This window comes from Streptomyces recifensis (assembly GCF_002154615.1).
Lineage (GTDB): Bacteria > Actinomycetota > Actinomycetes > Streptomycetales > Streptomycetaceae > Streptomyces > Streptomyces griseoluteus.
Genome location: NZ_MUNH01000017.1, coordinates 1 through 25,575, shown reverse-complemented (window position 1 = coordinate 25,575; position 25,575 = coordinate 1). Strand labels below are relative to the sequence as shown.

The window sequence follows — 25,575 nt, the reverse complement described above, 5'->3', positions numbered from 1 at the left end:
GAACTCCTCCAGCCGGGCCTGCGCGTCCGGCAGCCCGTCGCACAGCGCCTCCAGCAGGACCCGGCCCAGCAGCATCGGCGCGCACGCGGTGTCGAAGGCGAGCCCGGTGCCGACGGCGGCGGGCAGCAGCAGGTCGGAGTACTTGGCGACCGGCGCGAACGCGGAGTCGGCCACCGTGACGATCGTCAGCCCGGCCTCCCTGGCGTACGCGAGGGTGTCCAGCACCTCGCGCGGGTGCCGGGGCAGGGCGAAGCAGAGCAGCGCGGACGCCCCGGCCCGTACGGCGGCGTCGATGCGGTCCTGCACCATCGAGCCGCCCTCGTCGAGCAACCGGACGTCGGGGTGGACCTTGGCGGCGAAGTAGGCGAAGCCGAACGCCTGGGGGGCGGCCGCGCGCAGACCCAGCACCAGAAGGGGGCGGGAGGCGGCCAGGACCCGCCCCGCGCGCTCGACCGGGGCGGGGTCGGCGAGGAGTTCGGCGAGGTGGCGCAGGTTCTCGATCTCGGCCTCGACGGCCTGCTGGTACTCGTTGAACGCGCCGTTGTCCGCGGCCGGTTCGGCAGGTACGACCTCGCGCAGATGGCGGCGGAGCGCCGGGTAGCCGTCGAAGCCGAGGGCGACCGCGAACCGGGTGACGGAGGGCTGGCTGACCCCGGCCAGCTCGGCCAGCTCCACGCTGGACAGGAACGGCACGTCGGCGGCGCGGCGCACCATGCTGTGCGCGATCCGGCGCTGGGTGGGCGTGAGCCGGTGCCCCTCGAAGAGCGCCTGCAACCGGTTCGCGGGGCTGTCGCTCGCGCTCATGCCGCTCTCCCCCTCCAGATGTCGTCGGGTCCTGGACGCCCCCGCCCGGAAAGTACGGAGGGTACAGCGCCGGGGCGGGGTCGGGCACCGTCGCCTATTCAGACGCGGTACCCCCTGCATACCTTTATACAGCGCGGCGGGCGGCGCGTCAGTCCGCCGCCAGATCCTCCGGCGCGGACCGCGCGATACCGGCCAGGGTGTCCAGGGCGGGGCCGAGCACGTCGGCGGGCGGGGAGGCGAGGGCCAGCCGGACCGCGTGCGGAGCGCTGTCGCGGCGAACGGCGAAGGCGGCGGCCGGGGCGACGGCGATGCCGTGCCGCGCGGCGGCGGCGACGAAGGTGTCCGCGCGCCACCCCTCGGGCAGCCGCCACCAGCAGTGGTAGGCGGTCGCGTCCCCGCGCACGTCGAACCCGTCGAGCCGGCGGGCCCTGCGCGCCTGGCGTTCGGCCGCGTCCCGGCGCTTGTCCGCCGCGAGCCGGCCTGCGGTGCCGTCGCGCTGCCAGCGGCGCATGACCTCCAGGGCGAAGCGCATCGGGGTCCAGCCGCCGGAGCGCAGCGAGGTGGCCAGGGCGTCGGTGCGTGCGGGGGGTGCGACGAGGAAGCCGAGGGTGAGGCCGGGGGCGACGCGCTTGGAGAGGCTGTCGACGAGCACCGTCCGGTCGGGCAACAGGGCCGCGAAGGGCGGGAGTTCGCCGCGCAGGAAGCCCCAGACGGCGTCCTCGATCACAGGCAGGTCCAGCCGGGTCAGCACCTCGGCGAGCGCGGCCAGCCGGGCGGGCGGGGCGGTGAGCGAGAGCGGGTTGTGCAGGGTCGGCTGCGTGTAGACGGCGTGCAGCGGGGCGCGCCGGTGGGCCTGCTCGACGGCGCCGGGGACGAGCCCCTCGTCGTCCATGGCCAGCGGTACGAGGGTGACGCCGAGCCGGGCGGCGACCGTGCGGATGACGGGGTACGTCAGCTCCTCCACGCCGAGCCGGCCACCGGGCGGGACCAGGGCGGCCACGGCTGCGGAGACGGCCTGGCGGCCGTTCCCGGCGAAGAGCACCTGGCCGGGGTCGGGGCGCCAGCCGCCCCGGGCGAGCAGGTCGGCGGCGGCTTCGCGGGCGGCGGGAGTGCCGGCGGCGCCGACCGGGCGGAGGGCGTCACCGAGGATGTCGGGGCGGGTGAGCGGGGCGAGGCCCTCGGCGAGGAGGGCTGCATGGCCGGGGAGGGTGGAGTGGTTCAGCTCCAGGTCGACTCGGGCGGCGGCCGGTTCGGTGAGGGCGGGAGCAGCGGTCCCGGCTCCGGCGCGGACGTAGGTGCCCCGGCCGACCTCGCCGACGGTGAGGCCGCGGCGGGCGAGTTCGCGGTAGACGCGGGTGGCGGTGGAGTCCGCGATGCCGTGCCGCCGGGCGAACGTGCGCTGCGGGGGCAGCCGGTCACCGGGGCGGAGGGCTCCGCTGCGGATCTCCTCGGCCACCGCGTCGGCCACACTCCGGTAGTCGCTCACTCCGGGCCCCCTCACGCTACATTGCCCCGAGAACAATAGCGCCTATTGCACCGAGAGTTGACGGTTCATAGCCTCAAGGCAATACCGCTCAGCACCCAACGGGGGGACTTCCCATGCTCATCGAGCCCAGCGCGGCCCTCGGAGTGACGGTGGTGGCCCTCGGGATGGTCCTCACCCCGGGCCCGAACATGATCTACCTGGTCTCCCGCAGCATCACCCAGGGCAGACGCGCCGGGCTCATCTCCCTCGGCGGGGTCGCCCTCGGCTTCGTGGCCTACCTGCTGGCGGCCAACCTCGGCCTCTCGGTGCTCTTCCTCGCGGTGCCGGAGCTGTACGTGGCGGTGAAGCTGGCCGGTGCGGGATACCTCGCGTACCTGGCCTGGTCGGCGCTCCGGCCGGGCGGCGTCCCGGTCTTCGCCCCGCACGAGGTGCCGGCCGACTCCCCGCGACGGCTCTTCACGATGGGCCTGATGACGAACCTCCTCAACCCGAAGATCGCCATCATGTACGTCTCCCTGATCCCCCAGTTCGTGGCCCTGGACCGAGGCCACCTCCTCGCCCAAGGCATCCTCCTGGGCACCTGCCAGATCGCGGTGAGCGTGGCGGTCAACCTCGCCATCGTCCTGGCCGCCGGCACGATCGCCGCGTTCCTGTCCCGACGCCCGTCCTGGCTGAAGATCCAGCGGTACGCGATGGGGACGGTGCTGGGGGCGCTGGCCGTCACCTTGGCGGCGGACACGTCGGGTCCCGGCGCAACGAGCTGAGGCCCTGCGCGGAAAAGCCCGGGGAAGAACATCCGCGGGGACCGCCGCACCCCCGGTGAAGGGGGGCGGGACGACGGCGGTCCCCGCGGAGGACGCGGGTCGGGTCAGGCCCGTGCGCGTCCGAGGCGCCGTGGGAGGTCCGGGAGCCGCTCCGGAGGTTCCTGGGCGCCGTTCGGCGCCGGCACGGGCGGGGAGCCTCCCCCACCCTTGCCGACGCCCACTACTGTGCCGGTCCCGTGTTAAGCACGTGCTGCGCGCACGTGACACGCTCGTGCCGCTTGGACCACGGCCCGGTCAAACGCGTCAGTGCAGGCCGCCCTTGGCCAGGAAGGACAGCAGGTCCTGGCGGCTGACGACGCCGGTGGGCTTGCCCTCGACCAGGACGATCGCCGCGTCGGCCGCGCCGAGCACCGACATCAGGTCGCCCACCGGCTCACCGGAGCCGACCTGGGGCAGCGGGGCCGACATGTGCTTCTCCAGGGGGTCGCCGAGCGAGGCCCGCTGGGAGAACAGCGCGTCCAGCAGCTCGCGTTCCACGACCGAGCCGACGACCTCGGCGGCCATCACGTCCGGGTGACCGGCGCCCGGCTTCACGACCGGCATCTGCGAGACGCCGTACTCGCGCAGCACCTCGATGGCCTGACCGACCGTTTCCTCCGGGTGCATGTGGACCAGGGACGGGATGACGCCGCCCGCCTTGTCCTTGAGCACGTCGGCCACGCGGGCGCTGGGGCCCTCGTCCTCGAGAAAGCCGTAGTCGGCCATCCACTCGTCGTTGAAGATCTTCGACAGGTAGCCGCGGCCGCTGTCGGGGAGCAGGACGACGACCACGTCGTCCGGGCCGAGGTCCTCGGCGACGCGCAGCGCGGCGACGACCGCCATGCCGCAGGAGCCGCCGACCAGCAGGCCCTCCTCCTTGGCGAGGCGGCGGGTCATCTGGAAGGCGTCCTTGTCGGAGACCGGCACGATGCCGTCGGCCACGTTCCGGTCGTAGGCGGTCGGCCAGAAGTCCTCGCCGACGCCCTCGATCAGGTACGGGCGGCCCGAGCCGCCGGAGTAGACGGAGCCCTCCGGGTCGGCGCCGATGACCTTGACCTTGCCGCCGCTGGCGTCCTTCAGGTAGTTGCCGGTGCCGGAGATGGTGCCGCCGGTGCCGACGCCCGCCACGAAGTGGGTGATCTTCCCGTCCGTCTGCTCCCACAGCTCGGGGCCGGTCGAGTGATAGTGCGAGGCGGGGTTGTTCGGGTTGGAGTACTGGTCGGGCTTCCACGCGCCCGGCGTCTCACGGACCAGCCGGTCGGACACGTTGTAGTACGAGTCCGGGTGCTCGGGGTCCACGGCGGTGGGGCAGACCACGACCTCGGCGCCGTACGCGCGCAGCACGTTGATCTTGTCCATGCTGACCTTGTCGGGGCACACGAAGATGCACTTGTACCCCTTCTGCTGCGCCACGATGGCGAGCCCGACACCGGTGTTGCCGCTGGTCGGCTCGACGATCGTGCCCCCGGGCTTCAGCTCCCCGCTCGCCTCCGCCGCCTCGATCATGCGCAGCGCGATGCGGTCCTTCACGGACCCGCCGGGGTTGAAGTACTCCACCTTGGCCAGGACGGTGGCCTGGATGCCCTCGGTCACGTTGTTGAGCCTCACCAGCGGGGTGTTGCCGACGAGGCTGATCATCGAGTCGTGGAAATGCACCGTTGTCTCCGGTTGCTTGCAAAAAACTGTGGTCGTCGTGGTTGTGCCAGCCTACGGCCAGTGGGAGGGAATGCGGACGGGCCTTCACTCAGTGTGGAGATTGGCGCACATGCCGTACGGGGCAAGGAGTGGGTACGGCTACGAGGAGGTGGCGGCGACGCATGACGAGCATGTCGAGGGCGAGAGTGGCCCGGCGCATCGCGGCCGGGGCGGCGTACGGCGGCGGCGGTGTCGGACTGGTGGGGGCGGCCGCCGTCGGCCTACTGCTGACGGAGATGCGGATGGCACGGCGCCATGTGAACAACGGCGGCGCCACCGGCCGGGTACCCCTGGCGGACGGTGTGTACGGCGCGGGGTACGGGCGCTTCGGCGAGCCCCCGCTGCGGCTGGCGATGCTGGGCGACTCCACGGCCGCCGGACAGGGCGTGCACCGGGCGGGCCAGACACCGGGCGCACTGCTCGCCTCGGGGCTGGCGGCGGTGGCGGAGCGGCCGGTGTCGCTGCGCAACGTCGCCCTGCCGGGCGCCACCTCGGACGACCTGGAACGGCAGGTGGCGCTGGTGCTGGCCGCCCCGATCACCGCGCCCGACATCTGCGTGATCATGATCGGCGCCAACGACGTCACCCGCCGCATCCCGCCCACCCGCTCGGTCCGGCACCTGTCGGCGACGGTACGGCGGCTGCGCTCGGCCGGTGCCGAGGTGGTCGTCGGCACCTGTCCCGACCTCGGCACCATCGAGCCGGTGCGGCAGCCGCTGCGCTGGCTGGCCCGGCGCGCCTCGCGGCAGCTGGCGGCGGCGCAGACCATCGGGGCGGTGGAGCAGGGCGGCCGGACGGTGTCGCTGGGCGATCTGCTGGGCCCGGAGTTCGCCGCCAACCCCCGCGAGCTGTTCGGCCCGGACCACTACCACCCCTCCGCGGAGGGGTACGCGACCGCGGCGATGGCGGTCCTGCCCACCCTCTGCGCGACGCTCGGCCTGTGGCCGGCCGAGGAGGAGGGGCCGGACGCCTCGCGCCGGGAGGGCTTCCTGCCGGTGGCCCGCGCGGCCGCCGAGGCGGCGTCGGAGGCGGGTACGGAGGTCGCGGCGGCGATGCCGACCGGGCCGCGCGGCCCGTGGGCGCTGCTCAAGCGGCGCCGGCGCCGCCGGGTGCGGGAGACGGAACCGGTCACACCGTCCTGAAGGACACACCGTCCCGAAGGGAACGACGCCGGACGGGAATGACACTGGCCAAGCAAGCGCTTAGACAATTGCGGCCAGTGTCACACCGCCGCACCGGTGACCCGGACCATACGTACGGGTAACTTCCGACTCGGCCCTGCCCGAACTCCCGCAAGCCTCTGGAGCCGTGATGCCCGAAGCCGTCATCGTGTCGACCGCCCGCTCCCCCATCGGCCGCGCCTTCAAGGGCTCCCTGAAGGACCTGCGCCCGGACGACCTCACCGCCACGATCATCCAGGCGGCCCTCGCCAAGGTCCCCGAGCTGGACCCGAAGGACATCGACGACCTGATGCTCGGCTGCGGCCTCCCCGGCGGCGAGCAGGGCAACAACCTCGGCCGGATCGTGGCCGTGCAGATGGGCATGGACCACCTGCCGGGCTGCACGATCACCCGCTACTGCTCCTCCTCGCTGCAGACCTCCCGGATGGCGCTGCACGCCATCAAGGCGGGCGAGGGCGACGTCTTCATCTCCGCCGGTGTGGAGATGGTCTCCCGCTTCACCAAGGGCAACTCCGACAGCCTGCCGGACACGCGCAACCCGTTCTTCGCCGAGGCCGAGGCCCGCACCGCGGCCGTCGCCGAGCAGGAGGGCACCACCTGGCACGACCCGCGCGAGGACGGCCTGGTCCCGGACGCGTACATCGCCATGGGCCAGACCGCCGAGAACCTGGCCCGGCTCAAGGGCATCACCCGGCGGGAGATGGACGAGTTCGGCGTCCGTTCGCAGAACCTCGCCGAGGAAGCCATCAAGAACGGCTTCTGGGAGCGCGAGATCACCCCGGTCACGCTGCCCGACGGCACCGTGGTCGCCAAGGACGACGGCCCGCGCGCGGGCGTCAGCCTGGAGGGCGTCGAGGGCCTGAAGCCGGTGTTCCGCCCCGACGGCCTGGTCACCGCGGCCAACTGCTGCCCGCTGAACGACGGCGCCGCGGCCCTGGTCGTCATGAGCGACACCAAGGCCCGCGAGCTGGGTCTGACCCCGCTCGCCCGCATCGTCTCCACCGGTGTCTCCGGCCTCTCCCCCGAGATCATGGGCCTCGGCCCGGTCGAGGCGAGCAAGCAGGCGCTGAGCCGTGCCGGCCTCGGGGTCGGCGACATCGACCTGGTCGAGATCAACGAGGCGTTCGCCGCCCAGGTGATCCCCTCCTACCAGGAGCTGGGCATCGACCTGGACAAGCTGAACGTCAACGGCGGCGCCATCGCGGTCGGCCACCCCTTCGGCATGACCGGCGCCCGCATCACCGGCACGCTGATCAACTCCCTGCAGTTCCACGACAAGCAGTTCGGTCTGGAGACCATGTGCGTCGGCGGCGGCCAGGGCATGGCCATGGTCATCGAGCGCCTCAGCTGAAACCTCTTTTGATCGACCGTCGGTGACCGTCTCCGCACGGTCGGTCGAGAACGGCCCAGAACCCGGTAAAGCCCCCTGGTTCTGGGCCGTTTTGTGATCCAATCTCCCCCAGGGTGTGACCTATCTCGCTCACTGGGGGCATCGGCGCAGGTCAATGCCGTGACCCGAGTGACACCCGAGGCCGCCGGGGCCAAAAGCCTGTCCGTTTCGTGACGTTACGCACTGACAGGCGGTCAGTCCACCCTTCAAGCTGAGGTAGGAAGTCGGGGGTCGACTTTGAACCTGGGAGTACGTCAGTGAGCGCCATGTCCATCGCCCTGCTGCTCACCACGGCCGCCACGGGCGCCGTGGGCGTCGCCGTCCTGTGCACCGTGCTGCGGCTGCGCCGCCAGATCGCCGAGCTGCACACCCAGCTCGCCGCGAACCAGGCGGCCGAGATCCGCGCACTGCTGCCCGCGGCCCGCACCACCGCCGACGCGGAGGAGATACGCGAGGCCGTGGCCGCCGCGCTCGCCGAGGAGCGGGAGCGCGAGCTGGCCGAGGCCCGCGCCTTCTGGGCCGCGCAGGAGGTCCGCGACCTCTCCGACGCGCCGCCCCCGCTGTACGGCCTGGACGCCGATACGTTCCTGCCCCGCGCCTCCGACTTCGCGGGCCTGGAGCCGGTGTCGGAGCCGGCCACCGAGCCGGACGAGTTCGCCGGCGACTCCCCCGAGCTGGCCGCGGCCCGCCGCCGCCACCCCTCGCACCCGGACTTCGTCCCCGTGCAGTCGCCGGTGGGCGACGAGGAGGACCGCGCCGTCACCATCCTGGAGCGGCTCTCCGTGGAGGGCACCCCCCTCGCCGACGTCCGCCCCGGCCCGCTGGGCACGCTCGACGTCTACGTCTTCGCCGACGGCACCACGCTGTGCATGACGCCGGGCCACCGCGAGACCGCGGAACGGCTGGCCGCCGCGCTCCAGGAGGGCGAGGCCCCCTGTCTGCTGGGCGGCTCGGGCATCTCCGGCGCCTTCACCCTGACCTTCGCCTGCGGCGAGGAGACGGTGTACGTCCTCGCCGACCGGGTCATCGCCTCGCTCTAGCCGGACGCCCTGGGCCGCCCCGCACCTCAGACACCGGCCCGCTTGCGGGCCTCCTCGACCAGCTCGACGGCTTCCGCGAGCTGGTCCTCGCCCTGGAGCGCGACCGCCAGGTCGTGCCCGGCCACCGTGATCTGGTCGGCCGCCGCGAACATCCCGGCGTCCGGCATCTCCCGCGGCTCACTGCCCGGCTCCTCCAGCTCCTGCGCCCGCCGGGCCAGCTCGCGCGCCACCGCCAGCGCCTCGGCGGCCGCGCCGCGCTGCAGCCGGCTCTGCGGGGCGGCCCGCAGCCGGTCGGCGAAGAGTTCCACTGCTTTGGTCAGGGGCGTCGTATCCAGCACGCGCCGAGCGTAACGCGGGCACTGTTGCCAAGCGGCCCGTGCTCGGGCACGGTGACCTGAAGGACCGGCCTTAATTTCCCTTGTGTCCGGAGGCGCCGATGTCCCAAGTCTTCTCCGAGGAGACCCACCGCAACCTGCTCGCCCGCATCCCGCACTGCACCGGCCGTGAAGTCACCGACTGGCTGCGCACCGTCGACGAGGGGCCGTCCCTCTTCCGCTTCGAGGACAAGGTCAACTGGCTCCGTCACGAGCACAACCTCGCGTACGGCCACGCCAAGGCGATCATCCACGAGTACGACCTGAGGAGGGCGGCGCGGAAGCTGGGCTGACGTCCCGGCCCCGCACATGACGGAGGGCCCCCGGTGCGTGTGCACCGGGGGCCCTCCGTCGCGCGGGCCGCTAGTCGTTGTTGCTGAAGATGGCGACCAGGCGCAGCATCTCCAGGTAGATCCAGACCAGGGACACGGTGAGCCCGAAAGCGGCGAGCCAGGACTCCTCGCGCGGGGCGCCGTAGGCGATGCCGTCCTCGATCTGCTTGAAGTCCAGTGTCAGGAAGAACGCGCCGAGGATGATGGCGATGACGCCGACGATCGCGCCCAGCGGGCCCATGCCGCGCAGACCGCCGTCCGGGGCGACCCCGAACGCGACCAGCAGCAGGTTGACCACCATGGCCAGCACGAACGCCAGGGCGATGGCCATGCCGATCCGGGCGTACCGCGCGGTGACGCGGATCCAGCCGGCCTTGTAGACCAGCAGGGTGGCGGCGGAGACGGCCAGGGTGCCGAGCACCGCCTGGAAGGGGGCGCCGCTCCAGCGGCTGTTGTACATCTCGCTGATGACCCCGAGGAAGACGCCCTCGAAGGCCGCGTAACCAAGGATCAGCGCGGGCGACGGCTTGCGCTTGAAGCTCTGCACCAGGCCCAGGACCATGGCGACGATCGCGGACCCGAAGGCCAGGCCGAAGCTGGTCGTGGAGACCGGCAGCAGGGCCCAGGCGAGCACCGCGCCGAGGACCACGACGCCCAGCGTGGTCGCCGAGCGGACGATCACGTCGTCCATCGTCATCCGGCCGGCCGCGGGCGGCGCCTGCGGCGGGGCACCCTGGCCGACGGTGGTCTGCGCGTACGGGTTCTGCGCATACGGGTTCTGGCCGTACGGGTTGCCCTGCGCGTACCCGGCCTGCGGTGCGGTGTCGAAGCCTGCGTAGCCGTTGTCGCGGCCGAACCCTCGGCGCGAGAAGACCGGGTTGCTGCTCCTCATTTCACTCCTCCATGGCTGCCGTGCGCAGCCTTGGCTCAAGAGTAATGGATTGGCAAAGGATCGTCAGTGCTCCTCAAGGAGGATCTTTCCTTCGCCGTGCTTGACCAACGCACCACGCGGAAGCCATGTTCCCGGCCCGGTCCTTTTATATGCGCAGGCCCACGCGGAAGAGGCCGGCCGCCGGTCCCCCGCGGGAGGCGCTCGCGGGGACCGGCGGCCGGCCGGGGAGGGACGGTCAGGCCGGGGTCAGTGGCCCGGCCAGCCGTCCAGTCGGCGGTGCAGGGTGACGTCCGGCTTCTCGGTGCCCTTGGGCGCCTTGGCCACGGCCTCCTTGAGGACGCCGTTCACCTCGGCCGCGAGGGCGTCCACCCGCTTCTGGAGCTCGGTGGCGGGCAGCGTGGACCGGGTCAGCGCGTCCAGCCTGCGGTGGACGTCGGCCAGCCGGCGCCGGGCCCCTGCGTCCAGGGTGAGCGCGTGGGGCGTGGAGACGACGAACTGGTAGGCGCCGGCCAGGGTCTGGCAGCCGTCGCAGTACTTGTTGGCCGCGTCGCTGACGTTGACCGCCTTCAGGTGGTGCGCGTCCCCGGCGACCGTGACGATCTGGAAGGACAGCGCGACCGACCTGCAGTGGTCGTCCACCGAGCAGCCCATGGAGACCGCGCGGGCCTGGTTGCGGACGGAGGTCGCGTCGACCTTGCCGAACTGGCGGATGGTGAAGGAGTCGCGGGCCTGGGTGTGGTGGAGCCGGTTGGCGCCTGTGAACACACCGTCCGACACCACCGCGGCCGACGGCGCGGGACCGGTCGCGGCGTGCGCCGGAACGGCGGTGGCCACGCCCGCGGCACCGGCGGCGAGAAGGACGGTACGGACGGCCCGCCCGTTGAACGGACTGCTGCGTGGTTTCCGGTGGCTGCTCATGGGTTCTCTCCCGAGGAATGAAGGACGTGCTGACGAAGGGGCCCGACGCACGCACGGACGCGGCCGGGCCGGGGAGCCGCGACGGGTCAGGGCGTGGACACCGGGGCCGGTGCGTCGCTGGTGGGCGGCGGCGTCGTGGGCGCGGTCGAGGCCGTCGGCGTGGCGCTCTCCGAGGGGACCGACGACGTCTCCGTGACCGGGGGCGGCGGCTGCTGCGGGGACGGATCTCCGCCCGCGGCCGGGCCGCTGGTCTCGCTCTGTCGGGGCCCGTCCTCGCCGCGCGTCGGCTTGTCCGGTGCCGTCGAGGAGGCGGCGGACGACTGCGGCGCGGAGGCGGAGGCATCCGCCGAGGCCCCGGCGCCCGTATCACCCGGCTTGGCCTTGGCCGGTGCGCCCGGTGAGACCGAGGGCTCGCCGGGGACCGCGCCCGGCCCGCCCGGGGTGCCTTCCGGACCGGCCCCCGGCGCCGAGGCGTCCGGCGACGGCGGCGCCGTGGTGGGCACCCCCGGCTGGAGGATCGGCGCGATGGGCGGCTTCTTCGGCAGCGGCTGCGGGGTCACCCCGGACATCCAGGCGTAGGCAAGGCCGCCGAGCCCGGCGAGCAGCAACCCGCACAGCGCGACACGCAGGGTGGGCCGCCCGGCCGTGGAGCGCTTGGCGAGCCGGAACAGCCGGCCGCCGATCTTCACCGAGAGATAGAGGACACCGGCCATCGGGAACAGCAGCATCAGCGTGCCGAGCACCCCGACGAGGCCGGGCAGCACGTCACCCGCCGCGAACGCCGAGCCCGTGCCGGTGACCTGCTCGGTGAGCGAGCGGATCATCGTGCTGATGATCCGGGGCAGGTTCCACAGCCCGTAGCCCAGCTCGCCGATGATCAGCGGCACCATGGTCAGCACCCAGGTGGCGACGATGGTGCGCGCGGACTTCTTCAGCCCCGCGACCTCCTGGCGGGCCGACCGGCCCCGCTCCCCCGGCACCAGGGAGAGCAGGATCGGCCTGATCTTGCCGTACAGGTCCGGGACGCCCGCGAGGTCGCCCAGGATGTAGTAGCCGTCCAGCCGGACGGCGGGCATGAGCTGTTCCAGGATCTCGAAGTGGCCGAGGTAGACCGCGGCCAGGAAGAACTGCTCCCCGGTGGCGAAGTAGGCGCCGGCCATGGCCAGCATGAAGACGACGTTGAAGTACACCCCGCCGAAGTCGGTGCGGATGCGCCCGGCCTTGCCGATCCGGTAGACGTCGGTGACGTCGGTGTACATCGACGGCCAGATGAGGAAGAGCCCGCAGCCGATACAGCCGGGCCTCGCCCCGCCGTACCGGCACGCGGAGGCGTGGCCGAACTCGTGGAAGACGAGCGAGGCCACGGTGAGCACGAAGACCAGCAGGATGAGCACCGGCTGGTCCAGCACCTCCAGCACCGGCTCGATCGCGCCGAAGAAGCCGAACAGCCAGACGTCCATGACGACGGCCGCCAGCAGCACCGCCGCGACCACCACCGGCCGGTGCAGCCAGGCCAGTGACCTGGCGATCCGGGCGGTGCGCCGCTCGTCGAAGATGACCCGGTGGCCCTTGAGGGCGAGCAGCAGGTCGGAGCGCGGGGCGTCGACCTCGTCGCTCTCCTGACCCTCCGGGACCGTCACGCCCAGCGGGTCGAGCTTGTTCTCCACGAGGTAGCGGACGTTCTCCCCGCTGACCTCGCGGCCGAAACGGGCGCTGACCCGGTGGGCGATCGTGTCGTCGTCGCGGACCCCGTCGACGGACGACGCCACCAGGTACAGCAGGCGTGAGAGCTGCACGACCTGCCCGTCCCCCCGACGGGCGATGTACTTGGGCTCGGTGAAGCCCGAGCCCTGGTACTCACCGTGCAGCCGCAGCCCCGCGCTCAGCCGCGGGACGGGCCGGGCCGGCACCCCGGCTGCCGGCAGGCTGCCGGTCGCCACCTGCTCGTACGTCACCGGCCAGCCACCGGGTCCGGGCAGCGGTCCGGTGTCGTACAGCGTGGTCGTGCCGTTCCCCAGCACCGTCATCCGTGGTCTCCCCCCACATCGATGCCGCCGCACCGCCGCGCTTCCCCCCGGCATGGCCGCGGGGGCGGACCGCCCCGTGCTGCGGGCGCGGTCCGCCCCCGTGACCGCCGTCGCGGCGGTGGTGCTACTGCTTGACGCTGATCGTCTGTCCGGCGTGCGACTGGGCGTCCGACCACAGCGAGTGGTCGTTGACCGCGGCGGACTGGTTGGCGGCCTCGATGTTGGCCACGTGCTTGGTGACGTTGACCGTCTTGTTGAAGCTGAACTTCAGCTTGCCCAGGGCCTCGCGGCCCGGCAGCAGCTCCGCGGACTCGGCGTCCAGGTCGCGCATGTCCATGCTCATGATGGTGTTCCCCTCTTGTCCTGCTTGACGTGCTTGCTGTTTCCCGACGGTCCGGACTACTGGCTGACGCTGATGGCCTGCGAGGCGCCGGAGCTGGCGACGGACCACGCCGAGTGGTCGTTGAGCGCGGCCGACTGGTTGGCGGCCTCGATGTTGGCGACGTGCTTGGTGACGTTCACCGTCTTGCCGAAGCTGAACTTCAGCTTGCCGAGGGCCTCGCGGCCGGGCAGCAGTTCGGCGGACTCGGCCTCGAGCTCGTGGGCGTCCATCATGATGTTTCCCCCTCGGGAAATGGGCATTTCCGGTCGGACCGAGTCAGGTTCCCCCCGGACTCTGTCCAACTTGGTCGGACGAGCTGTCCAACGAGATTGGACACTAGGCCCTCGCGGCGGCTGCCCGCAACCCTTTTGGGTAATCACTCTTTCGGCGGTCCAGCTACTCGCCCGTAGACTCCCTTCCGACAGGGACGTGCGGCCGAGCGGCGAGCAGGACGAGCAGGAAGTGACCAACGGTGGCCAACGCACTGCAGCAGTTGATCCGCGAGCGCCTGGACCGCGAGGGCTGGTCCTACGGCGAAGTGGCGCGACGCGGCGGCGTCCCCCGCTCCACCGTCCACCATCTGGCCACCACCGAGCGCGTGGTGCGCATGCCGCAGGCCGGCACGCTGGAGGGCCTGGCCAAGGGACTCGAACTCCCGCTGGACACCGTCCGCCGGGCGGCCGCCGAGGCGTGCGGCATCCATGTGTACGGCAGCCCGGCCGGCGAGGACGACACCCCCACCGCGCCCCGCTCCGGTGACCCGGAGGTGGATCTGCTGATCGCCAGCGTGCAGCGGCTGTCGTCCGACGACCGCAGACACGTCACCGCGCTGGTGGAGTCCCTGCTCGGCCGCGCGGCGAAGCCGCAGCAGCGGGACTGAGCCGCGTACCGGGGCGCGTCGCGGAGTGACCGGGCGGCGCCCTCACCCGGCCGCGCTTCCGTCAACTCGGAAAAAGAAAGCAAGTCCACCCGAACGGGCCGAGATCCCCCGCTAGTCTCTCGTCCTGCCCGAGGAGCGAGAGCCGCACGACCACGGGCCCTTGGGGGGAACGTGTTGTTGGTGCATGGCGGCCCGGCCACCGCGGTGGTCCGGGGCCCGGACGGCGAGTCCGTCGTCCTCCTGTCCGGCGAACTCCCCGAGGTCCTCACCGACCAGGCGGTCCATGAACTCCTCGACCTCGCCGCGGCCATCCTGGACACCACCGAACTGGCCCTCTTCCGCACCTGCCTGGCCACCCTGCGCGCGAACGGCATGCGAGCGGGCCGCAGCATCGAGGTCGACGGCGCGGTACTGACGGTGTACGAGGGCTGAGCGGACCGCTCGGCCGGCCCGTCACGACAAGGGAATGTGCCCGGAGCCGGACTCGAACCGGCACGCCCGCGAAGGGGCAGCGAGGTTTAAGCTCGCCGTGTCTGCATTCCACCATCCGGGCAGGCCGTGGGCTCCGCATTCGAGATCCAGAGCCTATCGGGAGGGCTCACTCGGACAGCGGAAAGTACGGACCGACGTTGTCTTATTTTATTGATGTCTGAGGGTGCATCAGACCACGGAACGAGCCATCCGCACTTGCCAACAGCCTGCCGGGACTCCCGCGCACCCGTACGCGGAATGACGGAATTTCACCTACCGAACAAGGGCGGTCCCCCTGTTCCTGGTGGTACGCCCCCTCAGGGTCGGCCGTCCTCACCAGGTATGACACGGAGTGGCTCCGTCCGACCGGAGTCGCGGTAGGGAACGGGAACAGCGGCTGACCGAATGGCCGCCGGGAGCGGGAACCATGGGAACAGACCCCCGAGACCCGTCCGACAGGAGCACCACCCCGTGACCACCACACCCACCACCGGCAGGACCACCGCCGTGGCCGCGCGCGCCGCGGAGCTGTCGAAGATCTACGGGCAGGGTGAGACCCGAGTGGTCGCCCTGGACCGGGTCTCCGTCGACTTCCGGCAGGCGGAGTTCACCGCGATCATGGGCCCCTCCGGCTCCGGCAAGTCCACGCTGATGCACTGCGTGGCCGGGCTGGACTCCTTCTCCTCCGGCTCGGTGCGCATCGGCGAGACCGAACTGGGCTCCCTGAAGGACAAGCAGCTCACGCGGCTGCGCCGGGACAAGATCGGGTTCATCTTCCAGGCGTTCAACCTGCTCCCCACGCTGACCGCGCTGGAGAACATCACGCTGCCGATGGACATCGCGGGCCGCAAGCCCGACAAGGAGTGGCTGGACCGGGTGATCGGCATGGTGGGCCTCTCCGGACGCCTGTCGCACCGCCCTTCCCAGCTCTCCGGCGGCCAGCAGCAGCGCGTCGCCGTGGCCCGCGCCCTGGCCTCCAAGCCGGAGATCATCTTCGGTGACGAGCCGACCGGCAACCTCGACTCCCGCTCCGGCGCCGAAGTGCTGGGCTTCCTGCGCAACTCCGTGCGCGAGCTGGGCCAGACGGTGGTCATGGTGACCCACGACCCGGTCGCCGCCGCCTACGCGGACCGGGTGGTCTTCCTCGCCGACGGCCGGATCGTGGACGAGATCCAGGCCCCGACGGCCGACTCGGTCCTCGACCTGATGAAGCGCTTCGACGCGAAGGGCCGTACGAGCTGATGTTCCGCACCGCACTGCGCAACGTCCTCGCGCACAAGGCCCGGCTGATGATGACGGTGCTCGCCGTCATGCTCGGCGTCGCCTTCGTGTCCGGGACGCTGGTCTTCACCAACACCCTCTCCCGCGCCTTCGAGAACAGTTCCGCCCAGGGCTTCGACGGCGTCGACGTGGCCGTACGGGCCAAGCACCAGGCGGCCAGCGGCGACCGGGTCGGCTCCACCCCGGACCTGACCCCGGCGCTGCTCGCCAAGGCCGAGAAGGTGCCCGGCGCCGCCTCCGCCACCGGTGTGGTCAGCGGCTTCACCGCGCTGGCCGACAAGCACGGCAAGCTGGTCGGCGACGGCTGGCAGTCCATGGGCGGCAACTACTGGGGCACCAAGGACCCCCGGTACAAGCTCGTCTCCGGCCACGCCCCGCACGGCAGGGGCGAGCTGCTGATCGACTCCGAGACCGCCCGCCGCACCGGCTACGGCGTCGGTGACACCGTCCGCCTCTCGGTGGACGGCCCGGTCCTCACCCCGCGCGTCGCCGGCGTCTTCACCACCGACGACGGCAACGTGGCCGCGGGCGGCAGCCTCACCCTCTTCGACACGCCCACCGCGCAGACCCTCCTCGGGAAGAAGGGCACGTACGACGAGATCGACGTGACCGCCGCACCCGGCACCAGCCAGAGCGCCCTCAAGGCCGCGCTGGACAAGGCGCTCCCGGCCGGCCAGGTCACCACCACCACCGGTGAGAAGCTCGCCGCCGACCAGGCGGAGCAGATCTCCGCGTCGATGAGCGGGCTGCGCCAGGCGCTGCTGGTGTTCGCGGGCATCGCCCTGTTCGTCGGCACGTTCATCATCGCCAACACCTTCACCATGCTGGTCGCCCAGCGCACCAAGGAACTCGCCCTGCTGCGCGCGGTCGGCGCCTCGCGCGGCCAGGTCACCCGCTCGGTGCTCACCGAGGCGCTCGCGGTCGGCACGGTCGCGGGCGTGGCGGGACTCGCCGCCGGTGTCGGCATCGGCGCCGGGCTGCGCGCCCTGCTGAACTCCTTCGGCGCGAGCATGCCGGACGGGCCGCTCGTGGTCACGCCGGGCACGGTCGTCGCCGCGCTCGCCGTCGGCATCGTCATCACCGTGCTCGCCGCCTGGCTGCCCGGCCGCCGGGCCGCGAAGATCCCGCCGGTCGCGGCGATGAGCAGCGTGCACGCGACCGCCACCACCCGCTCGCTGGTGGTGCGCAACACCATCGGCACGCTGTTCGCGGCGGCCGGAGCGGCCGTGGTGTTCGCGGCCACCACCATGAACACCGACACGGGCCAGGGCGCGATGGGCCTCGGCGCGGTCCTGCTGATCATCGGCGTGTTCGTGCTGACCCCACTGCTGTCCCGGCCGCTGATCGCGGCCGCCGCCCCGCTGCTGCGCCTGTTCGGCGTCTCGGGCCGGCTGGCCCGGCAGAACGCGGTGCGCAACCCGCGCCGTACGGCGGCCACCGCGTCCGCGCTGATGATCGGCCTGACCCTGATCACCGGCATGACGGTGATGGCGGGCAGTCTGCAGAAGTCGATCGACAAGATGGCCGCGGCCTCGATCCGCGCGGACTACGTCGTCTCGATGGCCAACCACACCCCGCTCTCCCCCGACGTGGCCACCAAGCTGGCCGCCACCGACGGGGTGGCCGCCTCCAGCCCGCTGCGCAACGGCGCCTCGCGCATCGACGGCGAGACCGAGTTCCTGACCGGTGTCACCGGCTCGGCGATCGGCGAGCTGACCGACCTGAAGGTGAAGCAGGGCACGTTCGACGTGTCCGGCACCCGGATCGTGGTGGACGCCGACCGGGCGAAGGAGCAGGGCTGGAAGGCCGGTTCGAAGCTCACCGCGCACTTCGAGGACGGCAAGCAGGCCACCCTGACCGTGGCCGGGGTGTACGAGGGCAACGAGATGATCCAGGGCATCATGATCGACGACAAGGTGCTCACCCCGCACCTGCGCGCCCCGGCCGACATGCAGGTCCTTGTCCGCACGGCGGACGGCGCCTCGGACGCGACCAAGGACCGGCTGGCCAGGGCCCTCGGCTCCAACCCGGCGATCCAGGTGCAGGACAAGCAGGACATCACCGACGGCATCGCCAAGGTCTTCACCCTGATGCTGAACCTGGTCTACGGCCTGCTCGGCATGGCCGTGGTGGTCGCGGTGCTCGGCGTCATCAACACGCTGGCCATGTCGGTGTTCGAGCGCTCCCAGGAGATCGGGATGCTGCGCGCGATCGGCCTGGAACGCGGGTCGGTGAAGCGGATGGTCCGCCTGGAGTCCCTGGTGATCTCGCTGTTCGGCGGAGTGCTGGGCATCGGGCTCGGCGTGTTCTTCGGCTGGGCGGCCGGTGAGCTGCTGGGCACCAAGATGGCCACCTACGAACTGGTGCTGCCCTGGTCCCGGCTGGTGCTGTTCCTGCTGCTGGCGGCCCTGGTGGGGGTGCTGGCGGCGCTGTGGCCGGCCCGGCGCGCGGCCCGGCTGAACGTGCTCGGCGCGATCAAGGCCGAGTAGCGCTCGGCAGCCGTGGGGCCCCGTTCCGGGTTCGGAACGGGGCCCCACTGTCGTTCGTCAGGCGTTCCAGGTGCGGGTGCGCGCCGGGAGGCCCGAGGTGCCGGTCTCCGGGGTGCGGACGGCGAGGACCTGGTTGACGCCGATCTGGTTGCGCTCGAAGGCCAGCGCGGAGGCGGCCATGTACAGCCGCCAGACGCGGGCCCGGCCGAACCCGGCGAGCCGGGTGGCACGGGCCCAGTCACCCTCCAGATTGGCCACCCAGGCGCGCAGGGTGCGGGCGTAGTGCTCGCGCAGCGACTCCACGTCCCGCACCTCGAACCCGGCGCGCTCCAGCAGGGTGACGGTGGTCCCGATCGGCGCGAGTTCGCCGTCGGGGAAGACGTAGGAGTCGATGAACGCGTCCACCTCGTACGCCGACTCGTCCTGCTGGGGGCGGCGGGCGATCTGGTGGTTGAGGAGGCGTCCGCCGGGCCTGAGCAGGCCGTACAGGTCCCGGGCGTAGTCCAGGTAGCGTTCGGCGCCGACGTGTTCGGCCATGCCGATGGAGGAGATCGCGTCGTAGGGTCCGTCGCGGACGTCGCGGTAGTCCTGGACGCGGATCTCGACGCGGTCGGTGAGGCCCTCGTCGGCGACGCGCTTGCGGGCGAAGGCGGCCTGCTCCTGGGAGAGGGTGACGCCGACGACGCTCACCCCGTGCTCGCGGGCGGCGTGCACGGCCATCGATCCCCAGCCGCAGCCGACGTCCAGCAGCCGCTGACCGGGCTTCAGGCCGAGCTTTCGGCAGACCAGTTCGAGCTTGTCGCGCTGGGCGGTCTCCAGGGAGCCGTCGTCCTCCCAGTAGGCGCAGGAGTACACCATGGACGGGCCGAGGACGAGGGAGTAGAAGTCGTTGCCCACGTCGTAGTGGTGGCTGATGGCCCGCTTGTCGGTGCGGCGGGTGTGCAGGTGGCGCCGCCGGCGGATCTCCTCGCGCGGCGGGGCGGGCGGCAGCGGCGGCCCGACCAGCCGGATCAGGTCGCGGACGGCGGCCCGGGCGGCGGGGTCGCGCACCGTGTCGGCGAGGGAGCGGCCGCCGCCCTCGTCGTCGTGCTCCCAGAGCAGGCCGGCCATGGCGCCGAGGGCGGTGTACAGATCGCCCTCGATGTCCAGGTCTCCGGCCACCCAGGCGCGGGCCATGCCCAGTTCACCCGGCTTGAACAGCATGCGGCGCAGGGCGCGCCGGTTGCGTACGACGATCACGGGAGCCCCCGGGGGCCCGGCCTGGGAGCCGTCCCAGGCGCGTACCCGCACCGGGAGGGGCGCTCCCAGCAGTTGTTCGGCAACACTCACCAAGCGCGACGCGGCGTCGGCCATGACGCACACCTCCAAGACGACGATCCCGGATGTCCGTTACCACGTAAACACCGTGCCGTACCCGGCACAGTCCCGCATTGGGGTTACGACAGGGCAAAACAGGGGGCGTGGCCGGGAACGCCGAAGGACCTCCCGCACCACGGATGGCGGAAGGTCCTTCGGGTCGAGCTGCGTGAGGGTCGAGCCGGGCGGAGGAACTGACCGGAGGTCAGCTCGCCTTGGCCTTCTCCTCGGTCTTCTGCGCGGCGGCGACCGGGGCGGGCTTGGCGGCCTCGTAGAACTCCTCGCGCGGGTGCTCCATGGCGCCGAGGGCGACGACCTCGCGCTTGAGGAACATGCCGAGGGTCCAGTCCGCGAAGACGCGGATCTTGCGGTTGAAGGTCGGCATGGCCAGACCGTGGTAACCGCGGTGCATGTACCAGGCGAGACGGCCCTTGAGCTTGATCTTCATCTTGCCCATGACGATCATCGCCACGCCCTTGTGCAGGCCGAGACCCGCGACGGCGCCCTTGTTGGCGTGCTCGTAGTCCTTCTGCGGGAAGCCCCGCATGCCGGAGACCACGTTGTCGCCGAGCACCTTGGCCTGGCGCAGCGCGTGCTGGGCGTTCGGCGGGCACCAGGCGTTCTCGTTGCCCGCCTTGCGGCCGACGAGGTCGGGCACCTGGGCGTTGTCGCCCGCGGCCCAGATGTAGTCGGTGCCGGTGACCTGGAGGGTCGGCTGGCAGTCGACGTGGCCGCGCGGGCCGAGGGGCAGACCGAAGCGGGTGAGGGCCGGGTTGGGCTTGACGCCCGCGGTCCAGACGATCGTGTCGGAGTCGACCTCGAGGCCGTTCTTCAGCACGACGTGGCCGTCGACGCAGGAGTCCATCGAGGTGGAGAGGTAGATCTCCACACCGCGGCTCTCCAGGTGCTCCTTGCCGTACTGGCCGAGCTTGGGGCCGACCTCGGGGAGGATCTTGTCGGCGGCGTCGACCAGGACGAAGCGCATGTCCTCGCGGGACACGTTCTTGTAGTACTTGGCGGCGTCGCGGGCCATGTCCTCGACCTCGCCGATGGTCTCCGCGCCCGCGAAGCCACCACCGATGAAGACGAAGGTGAGCGCCTTGCGGCGGATCTCCTCGTCGGTCGTGGAGTCGGCCTTGTCGAGCTGCTCCAGGACGTGGTTGCGCAGGCCGATGGCCTCCTCGATGCCCTTCATGCCGATGCCCTGCTCGGCGAGGCCGGGGATCGGGAAGGTGCGCGAGACCGCGCCCATGGCGATGACCAGGTAGTCGAACGGCAGCTCGTACGCCTCGCCCACGAGGGGGGCGATCGTGGCGACCTTGCGGTCCTGGTCGATGGTGGTGACCCGGCCGGTGAGGACCTCCGCCTTCGGCAGCACGCGTCGCAGCGGTACGACGACGTGGCGAGGGGAGATGTTGCCGGCGGCGGTTTCGGGGAGGAAGGGCTGGTAGGTCATGTACGACCGGGGGTCGACGACCGTGACGGTCGCCTCTCCGAAGCGCATCTTCTTGAGGATGCGCCGAGCTGCGTACAGGCCTACGTACCCACCGCCTACTACGAGGATCCTGGGACGCTCCGTGGTGCTCATGCCATCGAGTATCCACCCGCCCCAGGGGGGTGGCTCGTGCGCCCCTTCACAAGCTTGGAGAGAGGGTGTGTTATCCTCCGCCGCCCGCGTGACGCAGGTCATGTTCACCAGGGGGAACCCCGGGTGATCCCGACCCGTTGTCAATGCCGCTTGAGCTGGCTTTCCGATCGCTTCGACCCCTCCCGCGACACCCCGCGCGACCGCTCCGGACACCCCCGCGAAACCCTGTCGCAATACGGTCGTGATCATGCTCCAGGGGCCGTCCGGACCCCGAACGGGTCAATGCGGACCCTTGTGTCCCCCACGGGGGCCGATTTCCTTGTGAAGAACTTCACGAAGGTTGTGGCGAGAGCCCCGCGAAGCGGCGTGTCGGCCGCCCCACGGAGGCGCTCAAACGTCGTCCAGGCTGCTCAGCCGCACACTACTGGACGGTAACAAGCCGTGCCAGTGCGGGCGTCGGAGCGGTCGCGCGGGATCAGGCGATGGACCACGCGATGCCGTCGAGGATGTCGTGCTCGCTGACGACGACCTCCTCGGCGCCGGTGCGCTCCATGATCGAGAGCAGCACGAGGGCACCCGCGCCGATCACGTCCACCCGGCCGGGGTGCATGCAGGGGATCTCCGCGCGCTCGGCGTGCGAGGCGCTGAGCAGCCACTCGGTGATCTGGCGGACGCGGGCCCGCGAGATCCGGGAGTGGTGGATGCGCGCGGAGTCGTACTCCGGCAGCTCCAGCGCGATGGCGGCCACCGTGGTGACCGAGCCCGCGAGCCCGACCAGGGTGCGCGCCTCGTCCAGCGGCACGGTCTCGGCGGCCAGGTCCAGCGCGGCCGCGATGTCGGCCCTTATGGCCGCGACCTGCTCGTGGGCAGGCGGGTCGGTGACCTTGCCGTCGTGCACCAGGTGCCGCTCGGTCAGCCGCACGCAGCCGATGTCCACCGACCGCGCGGCACGCACGTGGTCGTCACCGACGACGAACTCGGTGGAGCCGCCGCCGATGTCCACCACCAGATACGGCTTCTCCAGATGGTCGCCGCCGGACAGCTCCCGGGTCGCCCCGATGAAGGAGAACTCGGCCTCCTGGTCGCCGGTGATGACCTCCGGCTCCACGCCGAGGATGTCCACGACCCCGCGCGTGAACTCGTCCCGGTTCTCCGCGTCGCGCGAGGCGGAGGTGGCGACGAACCGCACCCTCGTCGCGCCGAGTTCGCGGATGACCTCGGCGTACTCCCGGCAGGCGGCGAAGGTGCGCTCCAGCGCCTCGGGGGCGAGGCGGCCGGTGCGGTCGACGTCCTGGCCGAGCCGGACGATCGTCATCCGGCGGTCCAGGTCGGTCAGTTCACCCGTCTCGGGGTGCACGTCGGCGACCAGCAGGCGGATGGAGTTGGTGCCGCAGTCCACGGCGGCCACGCGGGTCATCGCTGCTCCTCCGTACCGGACTCGGCCCCCGCCGCGCAGGCGCCGGGCACCACGCAGGGGCCCTTCGCCCACCACTCGGGCAGCATGGCGATCGCCTCGTCGCCCAGCGGGTTCACGCCCGGCCCGGCGGCCAGCGAGTGGGCCACCAGGACGTGCAGGCACTTCACCCGGTCGGGCATGCCGCCCGCGCTGGGGAAGCCCGCCAGCACCTCGATCTCGTCCCGGCGCCGGATGTAGTCCTCGTGCGCGGCCCGGTAGGCCGCGGCCAGCTCCGGGTCGGTCTGGAGCCGCTCGGTCATCTCCTTCATGACGCCGTTCGCCTCCAGCGTGCCGATGGCCGAGGCGGCGCGGGGACACGTCAGGTAGTACGTCGTCGGGAAGGGCGTGCCGTCCGGCAGCCGGGGCGCCGTCTCCACGACGTCCGGCTGGCCGCAGGGGCAGCGGTGGGCGATGGCCCGCAGGCCGCGCGGCGGGCGGCCGAGCTGGAGCTCGAAGGCGGCGATGTCCGCCTCGGTGGGCTCGGTGCGCGGAGTGTGGGGCGGGGGCGTTTCCATGACTGCTTCCGTAAGTGGCTTTCTCTCGGTCACCGGCGGATGCCGGTCACTGGTCGGAGGCGTCGGACTTGTCGACGCCGTCCCAGACGTTGGCGTACCAGGGCCGGTGTGCGGCACCCCGGTCGGTGCGGGACTGCTGGGCGGCGCCCGGGTCGATCACGACGTACCCGGTCTCCCCGGGCATCACATAGTGCAGCCTGCGCCGGATCTGCTGTTCGGCGTAGGCGTCGTCCTGCCAGCGGGCCTTCACGTCCCTGAGCTGCTCGACGCGGGCGCGGGCCTGTTCCTGGCGGTGCTTCAGCTCCGCGATCTCGGCGCGCTGGGAGACGTACTGCCGCATCGGGTAGGCGAGCGCCACGATCATCGAGCACAGCACCAGGGCCAGCAGGGCGGCACGGCCGGTGAGGCGGGAGCGGCGGGCCTGCCGTTTGGTCTGGGAGCGGTAGACGCGGGCCGCCGTCTGCTCACCGAGCAGCCGCAGCCTGGTCGTGGTGGAGAAACGGTCCCGGTCCCTCGCGGCCATCTGGCTCTCCGCCTCCACTGTGCCTGTGCGTCTTCTGCTGTGCGTCTCGCGCCGTGCGGCTGCTGGGCTCACACGTGCGTACGTCCCCGGACACGGTACGGGACCGGGTCCGGGGACGTACGTACGACGGGCGGGGCGGGGCGGGCTCGCGCCCGGGTCAGCCCCTGCTGTGCCTACTGGTTCGCAGAGCGGAACCGCGGGAAGGCGCTGCGGCCGGCGTAGACCGCGGCGTCGTCCAGGATCTCCTCGATGCGCAGGAGCTGGTTGTACTTGGCGACGCGCTCGGAGCGGGCCGGGGCACCGGTCTTGATCTGGCCGCAGTTGGTGGCGACGGCCAGGTCGGCGATGGTGACGTCCTCGGTCTCGCCGGAGCGGTGGGACATCATGCACTTGTAACCGTTGCGCTGGGCCATCTCGACGGCGTCCAGGGTCTCGGTCAGCGAGCCGATCTGGTTGACCTTGACCAGCAGGGCGTTGGCGACGCCCTCCTCGATGCCGCGGGCGAGGCGCTCGGGGTTGGTGACGAACAGGTCGTCGCCGACGATCTGCACCTTGTCGCCGATGCGGTCGGTGAGGGCCTTCCAGCCCGCCCAGTCGTCCTCGAACAGCGGGTCCTCGATGGAGACGAGCGGGTAGGCCGCGACGAGCTCCTCGTAGTACTCCGTCATCTCGGCGGCGGAGCGCTCCTTGCCCTCGAAGAGGTACGTGCCGTCCTTGTAGAACTCGGAGGCGGCGACGTCGAGGGCGAGGGCGATCTGCTCGCCGGGGGCGTAGCCGGCTTCCTTGATGGCCTCGAGGATGAGGTCGAGGGCCTCACGGTTGGAGCCGAGGTTCGGGGCGAAGCCGCCCTCGTCGCCGAGGCCGGTGGACAGGCCCTTGCTCTTCAGGACCTTCTTCAGGGTGTGGTAGACCTCGGTGCCCCAGCGCAGGGCCTCGGAGAAGGACTCCGCGCCGATCGGAGCGATCATGAACTCCTGGATGTCCACGTTGGAGTCGGCGTGCGAGCCGCCGTTCAGGATGTTCATCATCGGCACCGGGAGCAGGTGCGCGTTGGGGCCGCCCAGGTAGCGGAAGAGCGGCAGGTCGCTGGCCTCGGAGGCGGCGTGGGCCACGGCGAGGGAGACGCCGAGGATGGCGTTGGCGCCGAGCGAGCCCTTGTTGTCGGTGGCGTCCAGGTCGAACATGGCCTGGTCGATCAGGCGCTGCTCGGTGGCGTCGTAGCCGACCAGCTCCGGGCCGATCTGCTCGATGACGGCGAGGACGGCCTTCTCGACACCCTTGCCCTGGTAGCGGTTCGGGTCACCGTCACGCAGCTCGATGGCCTCGAAGGCACCGGTGGAGGCGCCGGACGGGACGGCGGCACGACCCGTGCTGCCGTCGTCGAGGCCGACCTCGACCTCGACCGTGGGGTTGCCTCGGGAGTCCAGGATTTCCCGGGCTACGACGACGTCGATGGACGGCACGAGCATCTCCTTCATGGATGTGACGCGATGAGTGCGGGGCGTGCGCCGGATGGCATGCCTTGCCTCTAGAGCCTAACCGTCCCAGGGGCGTCGGCCGTCGACCGACCGCCTCGTGAACGGGGTGGGACAGGGAGACGGTACCCATTGTTCCCGTCCGGAACAAAGGGTTCTGGGCAAAGGTTCCGGGCGGGCCGGCCGCGGAACGCGCACCGCCCCGGCGCGCGGGGGG

The 25,575-nt window shown here is 71.7% G+C and carries 24 protein-coding genes and 1 tRNA gene; 9 read left to right on the top strand and 16 right to left on the bottom strand.

The genetic code is table 11. The features are described 5' to 3' along the window. Positions 1-804 (bottom strand): MurR/RpiR family transcriptional regulator (locus CCN33_RS01195; RefSeq protein WP_086690141.1); only part of this gene is annotated, 804 nt, incomplete at its 3' end. 148 nt (positions 805-952) lie between these two features. Further along, positions 953-2,290, bottom strand: coding sequence for an aminotransferase-like domain-containing protein (locus tag CCN33_RS01190; protein ID WP_086690139.1), 1,338 nt, complete (start codon positions 2,288-2,290; stop codon positions 953-955). A 113-nt stretch (positions 2,291-2,403) separates the two neighbouring features. Between CCN33_RS01190 and CCN33_RS01185 the strand changes: the two genes are divergently transcribed. Then, entirely contained in the window at positions 2,404-3,054 is a 651-nt protein-coding gene (locus CCN33_RS01185) for a LysE family translocator (protein WP_086690137.1), read from the top strand. Between the two features lie 303 nt (positions 3,055-3,357). Here the strand turns inward: CCN33_RS01185 and CCN33_RS01180 are convergent, their stop codons facing one another. Further along, positions 3,358-4,749, bottom strand: a complete 1,392-nt coding sequence (locus CCN33_RS01180) for a cystathionine beta-synthase (RefSeq protein ID WP_030814288.1) — start codon at positions 4,747-4,749, stop codon at positions 3,358-3,360. A 161-nt stretch (positions 4,750-4,910) separates the two neighbouring features. On the opposite strand from CCN33_RS01180, the gene CCN33_RS01175 reads away from it, so the two are divergent. From CCN33_RS01175 to CCN33_RS01165, 3 genes are all read left to right on the top strand, one after another. Then, entirely contained in the window at positions 4,911-5,930 is a 1,020-nt protein-coding gene (locus CCN33_RS01175) for an SGNH/GDSL hydrolase family protein (RefSeq protein ID WP_208621622.1), read from the top strand. A 169-nt stretch (positions 5,931-6,099) separates the two neighbouring features. Then, positions 6,100-7,320: an acetyl-CoA C-acetyltransferase gene (locus CCN33_RS01170; RefSeq protein WP_086690133.1), complete on the top strand. Its 1,221-nt coding sequence runs from the start codon at positions 6,100-6,102 to the stop codon at positions 7,318-7,320. Positions 7,321-7,616: 296 nt separating this feature from the next. Then, on the top strand, positions 7,617-8,399 hold the full coding sequence (locus tag CCN33_RS01165; protein WP_086690131.1) for a hypothetical protein: 783 nt from the start codon (positions 7,617-7,619) through the stop codon (positions 8,397-8,399). A 26-nt stretch (positions 8,400-8,425) separates the two neighbouring features. Here CCN33_RS01165 and CCN33_RS01160 read toward each other — a convergent pair whose 3' ends face one another. Next, positions 8,426-8,737 carry a hypothetical protein gene (locus CCN33_RS01160; RefSeq protein WP_207229147.1) on the bottom strand — a complete coding sequence of 104 codons (312 nt, stop codon included), beginning with the start codon at positions 8,735-8,737 and terminating at the stop codon, positions 8,426-8,428. 98 nt (positions 8,738-8,835) lie between these two features. Between CCN33_RS01160 and CCN33_RS01155 the strand changes: the two genes are divergently transcribed. Then, positions 8,836-9,066, top strand: a complete 231-nt coding sequence (locus tag CCN33_RS01155) for a DUF4287 domain-containing protein (protein ID WP_086690129.1) — start codon at positions 8,836-8,838, stop codon at positions 9,064-9,066. Positions 9,067-9,136: 70 nt separating this feature from the next. Here the strand turns inward: CCN33_RS01155 and CCN33_RS01150 are convergent, their stop codons facing one another. The 5 genes from CCN33_RS01150 to CCN33_RS01130 form a co-directional block, all read right to left on the bottom strand. Further along, complete coding sequence (locus CCN33_RS01150; RefSeq protein WP_086690127.1) at positions 9,137-9,997, bottom strand: Bax inhibitor-1/YccA family protein; 861 nt, start codon at positions 9,995-9,997, stop codon at positions 9,137-9,139. A gap of 246 nt (positions 9,998-10,243) precedes the next feature. Next, positions 10,244-10,915, bottom strand: coding sequence for a hypothetical protein (locus CCN33_RS01145; RefSeq protein ID WP_086690125.1), 672 nt, complete (start codon positions 10,913-10,915; stop codon positions 10,244-10,246). Positions 10,916-11,001: 86 nt separating this feature from the next. Further along, a complete protein-coding gene (locus tag CCN33_RS01140; RefSeq protein ID WP_086690123.1) occupies positions 11,002-12,942 on the bottom strand; it encodes a zinc metalloprotease in 1,941 nt (646 codons plus the stop codon). A 124-nt stretch (positions 12,943-13,066) separates the two neighbouring features. After that, positions 13,067-13,285: a hypothetical protein gene (locus CCN33_RS01135; RefSeq protein WP_086690120.1), complete on the bottom strand. Its 219-nt coding sequence runs from the start codon at positions 13,283-13,285 to the stop codon at positions 13,067-13,069. 56 nt (positions 13,286-13,341) lie between these two features. After that, on the bottom strand, positions 13,342-13,557 hold the full coding sequence (locus CCN33_RS01130; protein WP_030814257.1) for a hypothetical protein: 216 nt from the start codon (positions 13,555-13,557) through the stop codon (positions 13,342-13,344). Positions 13,558-13,796: 239 nt separating this feature from the next. Between CCN33_RS01130 and CCN33_RS01125 the strand changes: the two genes are divergently transcribed. Both CCN33_RS01125 and CCN33_RS01120 read left to right on the top strand, forming a co-directional pair. Further along, positions 13,797-14,204, top strand: a complete 408-nt coding sequence (locus CCN33_RS01125) for a helix-turn-helix domain-containing protein (RefSeq protein WP_086690118.1) — start codon at positions 13,797-13,799, stop codon at positions 14,202-14,204. A gap of 171 nt (positions 14,205-14,375) precedes the next feature. Further along, positions 14,376-14,636: a hypothetical protein gene (locus CCN33_RS01120; RefSeq protein WP_244173529.1), complete on the top strand. Its 261-nt coding sequence runs from the start codon at positions 14,376-14,378 to the stop codon at positions 14,634-14,636. Between the two features lie 37 nt (positions 14,637-14,673). Here the strand turns inward: CCN33_RS01120 and CCN33_RS01115 are convergent. Next, positions 14,674-14,757 (bottom strand) — tRNA-Leu (locus tag CCN33_RS01115). Between the two features lie 389 nt (positions 14,758-15,146). On the opposite strand from CCN33_RS01115, the gene CCN33_RS01110 reads away from it, so the two are divergent. Then, a complete protein-coding gene (locus tag CCN33_RS01110; RefSeq protein WP_086690114.1) occupies positions 15,147-15,917 on the top strand; it encodes an ABC transporter ATP-binding protein in 771 nt (256 codons plus the stop codon). Next, positions 15,917-18,445 carry an ABC transporter permease gene (locus tag CCN33_RS01105; protein WP_086690112.1) on the top strand — a complete coding sequence of 843 codons (2,529 nt, stop codon included), beginning with the start codon at positions 15,917-15,919 and terminating at the stop codon, positions 18,443-18,445. Before CCN33_RS01110 ends, CCN33_RS01105 begins: the two co-directional genes overlap by 1 nt. Before the next feature lie 57 nt (positions 18,446-18,502). Here the strand turns inward: CCN33_RS01105 and CCN33_RS01100 are convergent, their stop codons facing one another. From CCN33_RS01100 to eno, 6 genes are all read right to left on the bottom strand, one after another. Beyond that, the gene (locus CCN33_RS01100) at positions 18,503-19,798 is read right to left on the bottom strand and encodes an SAM-dependent methyltransferase (protein WP_086690110.1); all 1,296 of its coding nucleotides are present in this window, start codon (positions 19,796-19,798) and stop codon (positions 18,503-18,505) included. Positions 19,799-20,006: 208 nt separating this feature from the next. Further along, entirely contained in the window at positions 20,007-21,389 is a 1,383-nt protein-coding gene (locus CCN33_RS01095) for an NAD(P)/FAD-dependent oxidoreductase (protein WP_086690108.1), read from the bottom strand. Between the two features lie 475 nt (positions 21,390-21,864). Next, on the bottom strand, positions 21,865-22,806 hold the full coding sequence (locus CCN33_RS01090; protein WP_086690106.1) for a Ppx/GppA phosphatase family protein: 942 nt from the start codon (positions 22,804-22,806) through the stop codon (positions 21,865-21,867). Beyond that, entirely contained in the window at positions 22,803-23,360 is a 558-nt protein-coding gene (locus CCN33_RS01085; protein ID WP_086690104.1) for a DUF501 domain-containing protein, read from the bottom strand. The genes CCN33_RS01090 and CCN33_RS01085 overlap by 4 nt, the downstream gene beginning before the upstream one ends. Before the next feature lie 46 nt (positions 23,361-23,406). Beyond that, a complete protein-coding gene (locus tag CCN33_RS01080; RefSeq protein ID WP_086690102.1) occupies positions 23,407-23,883 on the bottom strand; it encodes an FtsB family cell division protein in 477 nt (158 codons plus the stop codon). Between the two features lie 173 nt (positions 23,884-24,056). Next, positions 24,057-25,346, bottom strand: coding sequence for a phosphopyruvate hydratase (eno, locus tag CCN33_RS01075; protein WP_086690143.1), 1,290 nt, complete (start codon positions 25,344-25,346; stop codon positions 24,057-24,059). Positions 25,347-25,575: the final 229 nt, after the last annotated feature.

Bases quoted from the DNA above. Each gene is read 5' to 3' on its own strand.
- CCN33_RS01140 (WP_086690123.1), bottom strand. From the start codon at position 12,942: ATGACGGTGCTGGGGAACGGCACGACCACGCTGTACGACACCGGACCG.
- CCN33_RS01130 (WP_030814257.1), bottom strand. From the start codon at position 13,557: ATGATGGACGCCCACGAGCTCGAGGCCGAGTCCGCCGAACTGCTGCCC.
- CCN33_RS01170 (WP_086690133.1), top strand. From the start codon at position 6,100: ATGCCCGAAGCCGTCATCGTGTCGACCGCCCGCTCCCCCATCGGCCGC.
- CCN33_RS01100 (WP_086690110.1), bottom strand. From the start codon at position 19,798: ATGGCCGACGCCGCGTCGCGCTTGGTGAGTGTTGCCGAACAACTGCTG.
- CCN33_RS01150 (WP_086690127.1), bottom strand. From the start codon at position 9,997: ATGAGGAGCAGCAACCCGGTCTTCTCGCGCCGAGGGTTCGGCCGCGAC.
- CCN33_RS01105 (WP_086690112.1), top strand. From the start codon at position 15,917: ATGTTCCGCACCGCACTGCGCAACGTCCTCGCGCACAAGGCCCGGCTG.
- CCN33_RS01155 (WP_086690129.1), top strand. From the start codon at position 8,836: ATGTCCCAAGTCTTCTCCGAGGAGACCCACCGCAACCTGCTCGCCCGC.
- CCN33_RS01145 (WP_086690125.1), bottom strand. From the start codon at position 10,915: ATGAGCAGCCACCGGAAACCACGCAGCAGTCCGTTCAACGGGCGGGCC.
- CCN33_RS01175 (WP_208621622.1), top strand. From the start codon at position 4,911: ATGACGAGCATGTCGAGGGCGAGAGTGGCCCGGCGCATCGCGGCCGGG.
- CCN33_RS01085 (WP_086690104.1), bottom strand. From the start codon at position 23,360: ATGGAAACGCCCCCGCCCCACACTCCGCGCACCGAGCCCACCGAGGCG.
- CCN33_RS01080 (WP_086690102.1), bottom strand. From the start codon at position 23,883: ATGGCCGCGAGGGACCGGGACCGTTTCTCCACCACGACCAGGCTGCGG.
- CCN33_RS01135 (WP_086690120.1), bottom strand. From the start codon at position 13,285: ATGAGCATGGACATGCGCGACCTGGACGCCGAGTCCGCGGAGCTGCTG.
- CCN33_RS01095 (WP_086690108.1), bottom strand. From the start codon at position 21,389: ATGAGCACCACGGAGCGTCCCAGGATCCTCGTAGTAGGCGGTGGGTAC.
- CCN33_RS01090 (WP_086690106.1), bottom strand. From the start codon at position 22,806: ATGACCCGCGTGGCCGCCGTGGACTGCGGCACCAACTCCATCCGCCTG.
- CCN33_RS01185 (WP_086690137.1), top strand. From the start codon at position 2,404: ATGCTCATCGAGCCCAGCGCGGCCCTCGGAGTGACGGTGGTGGCCCTC.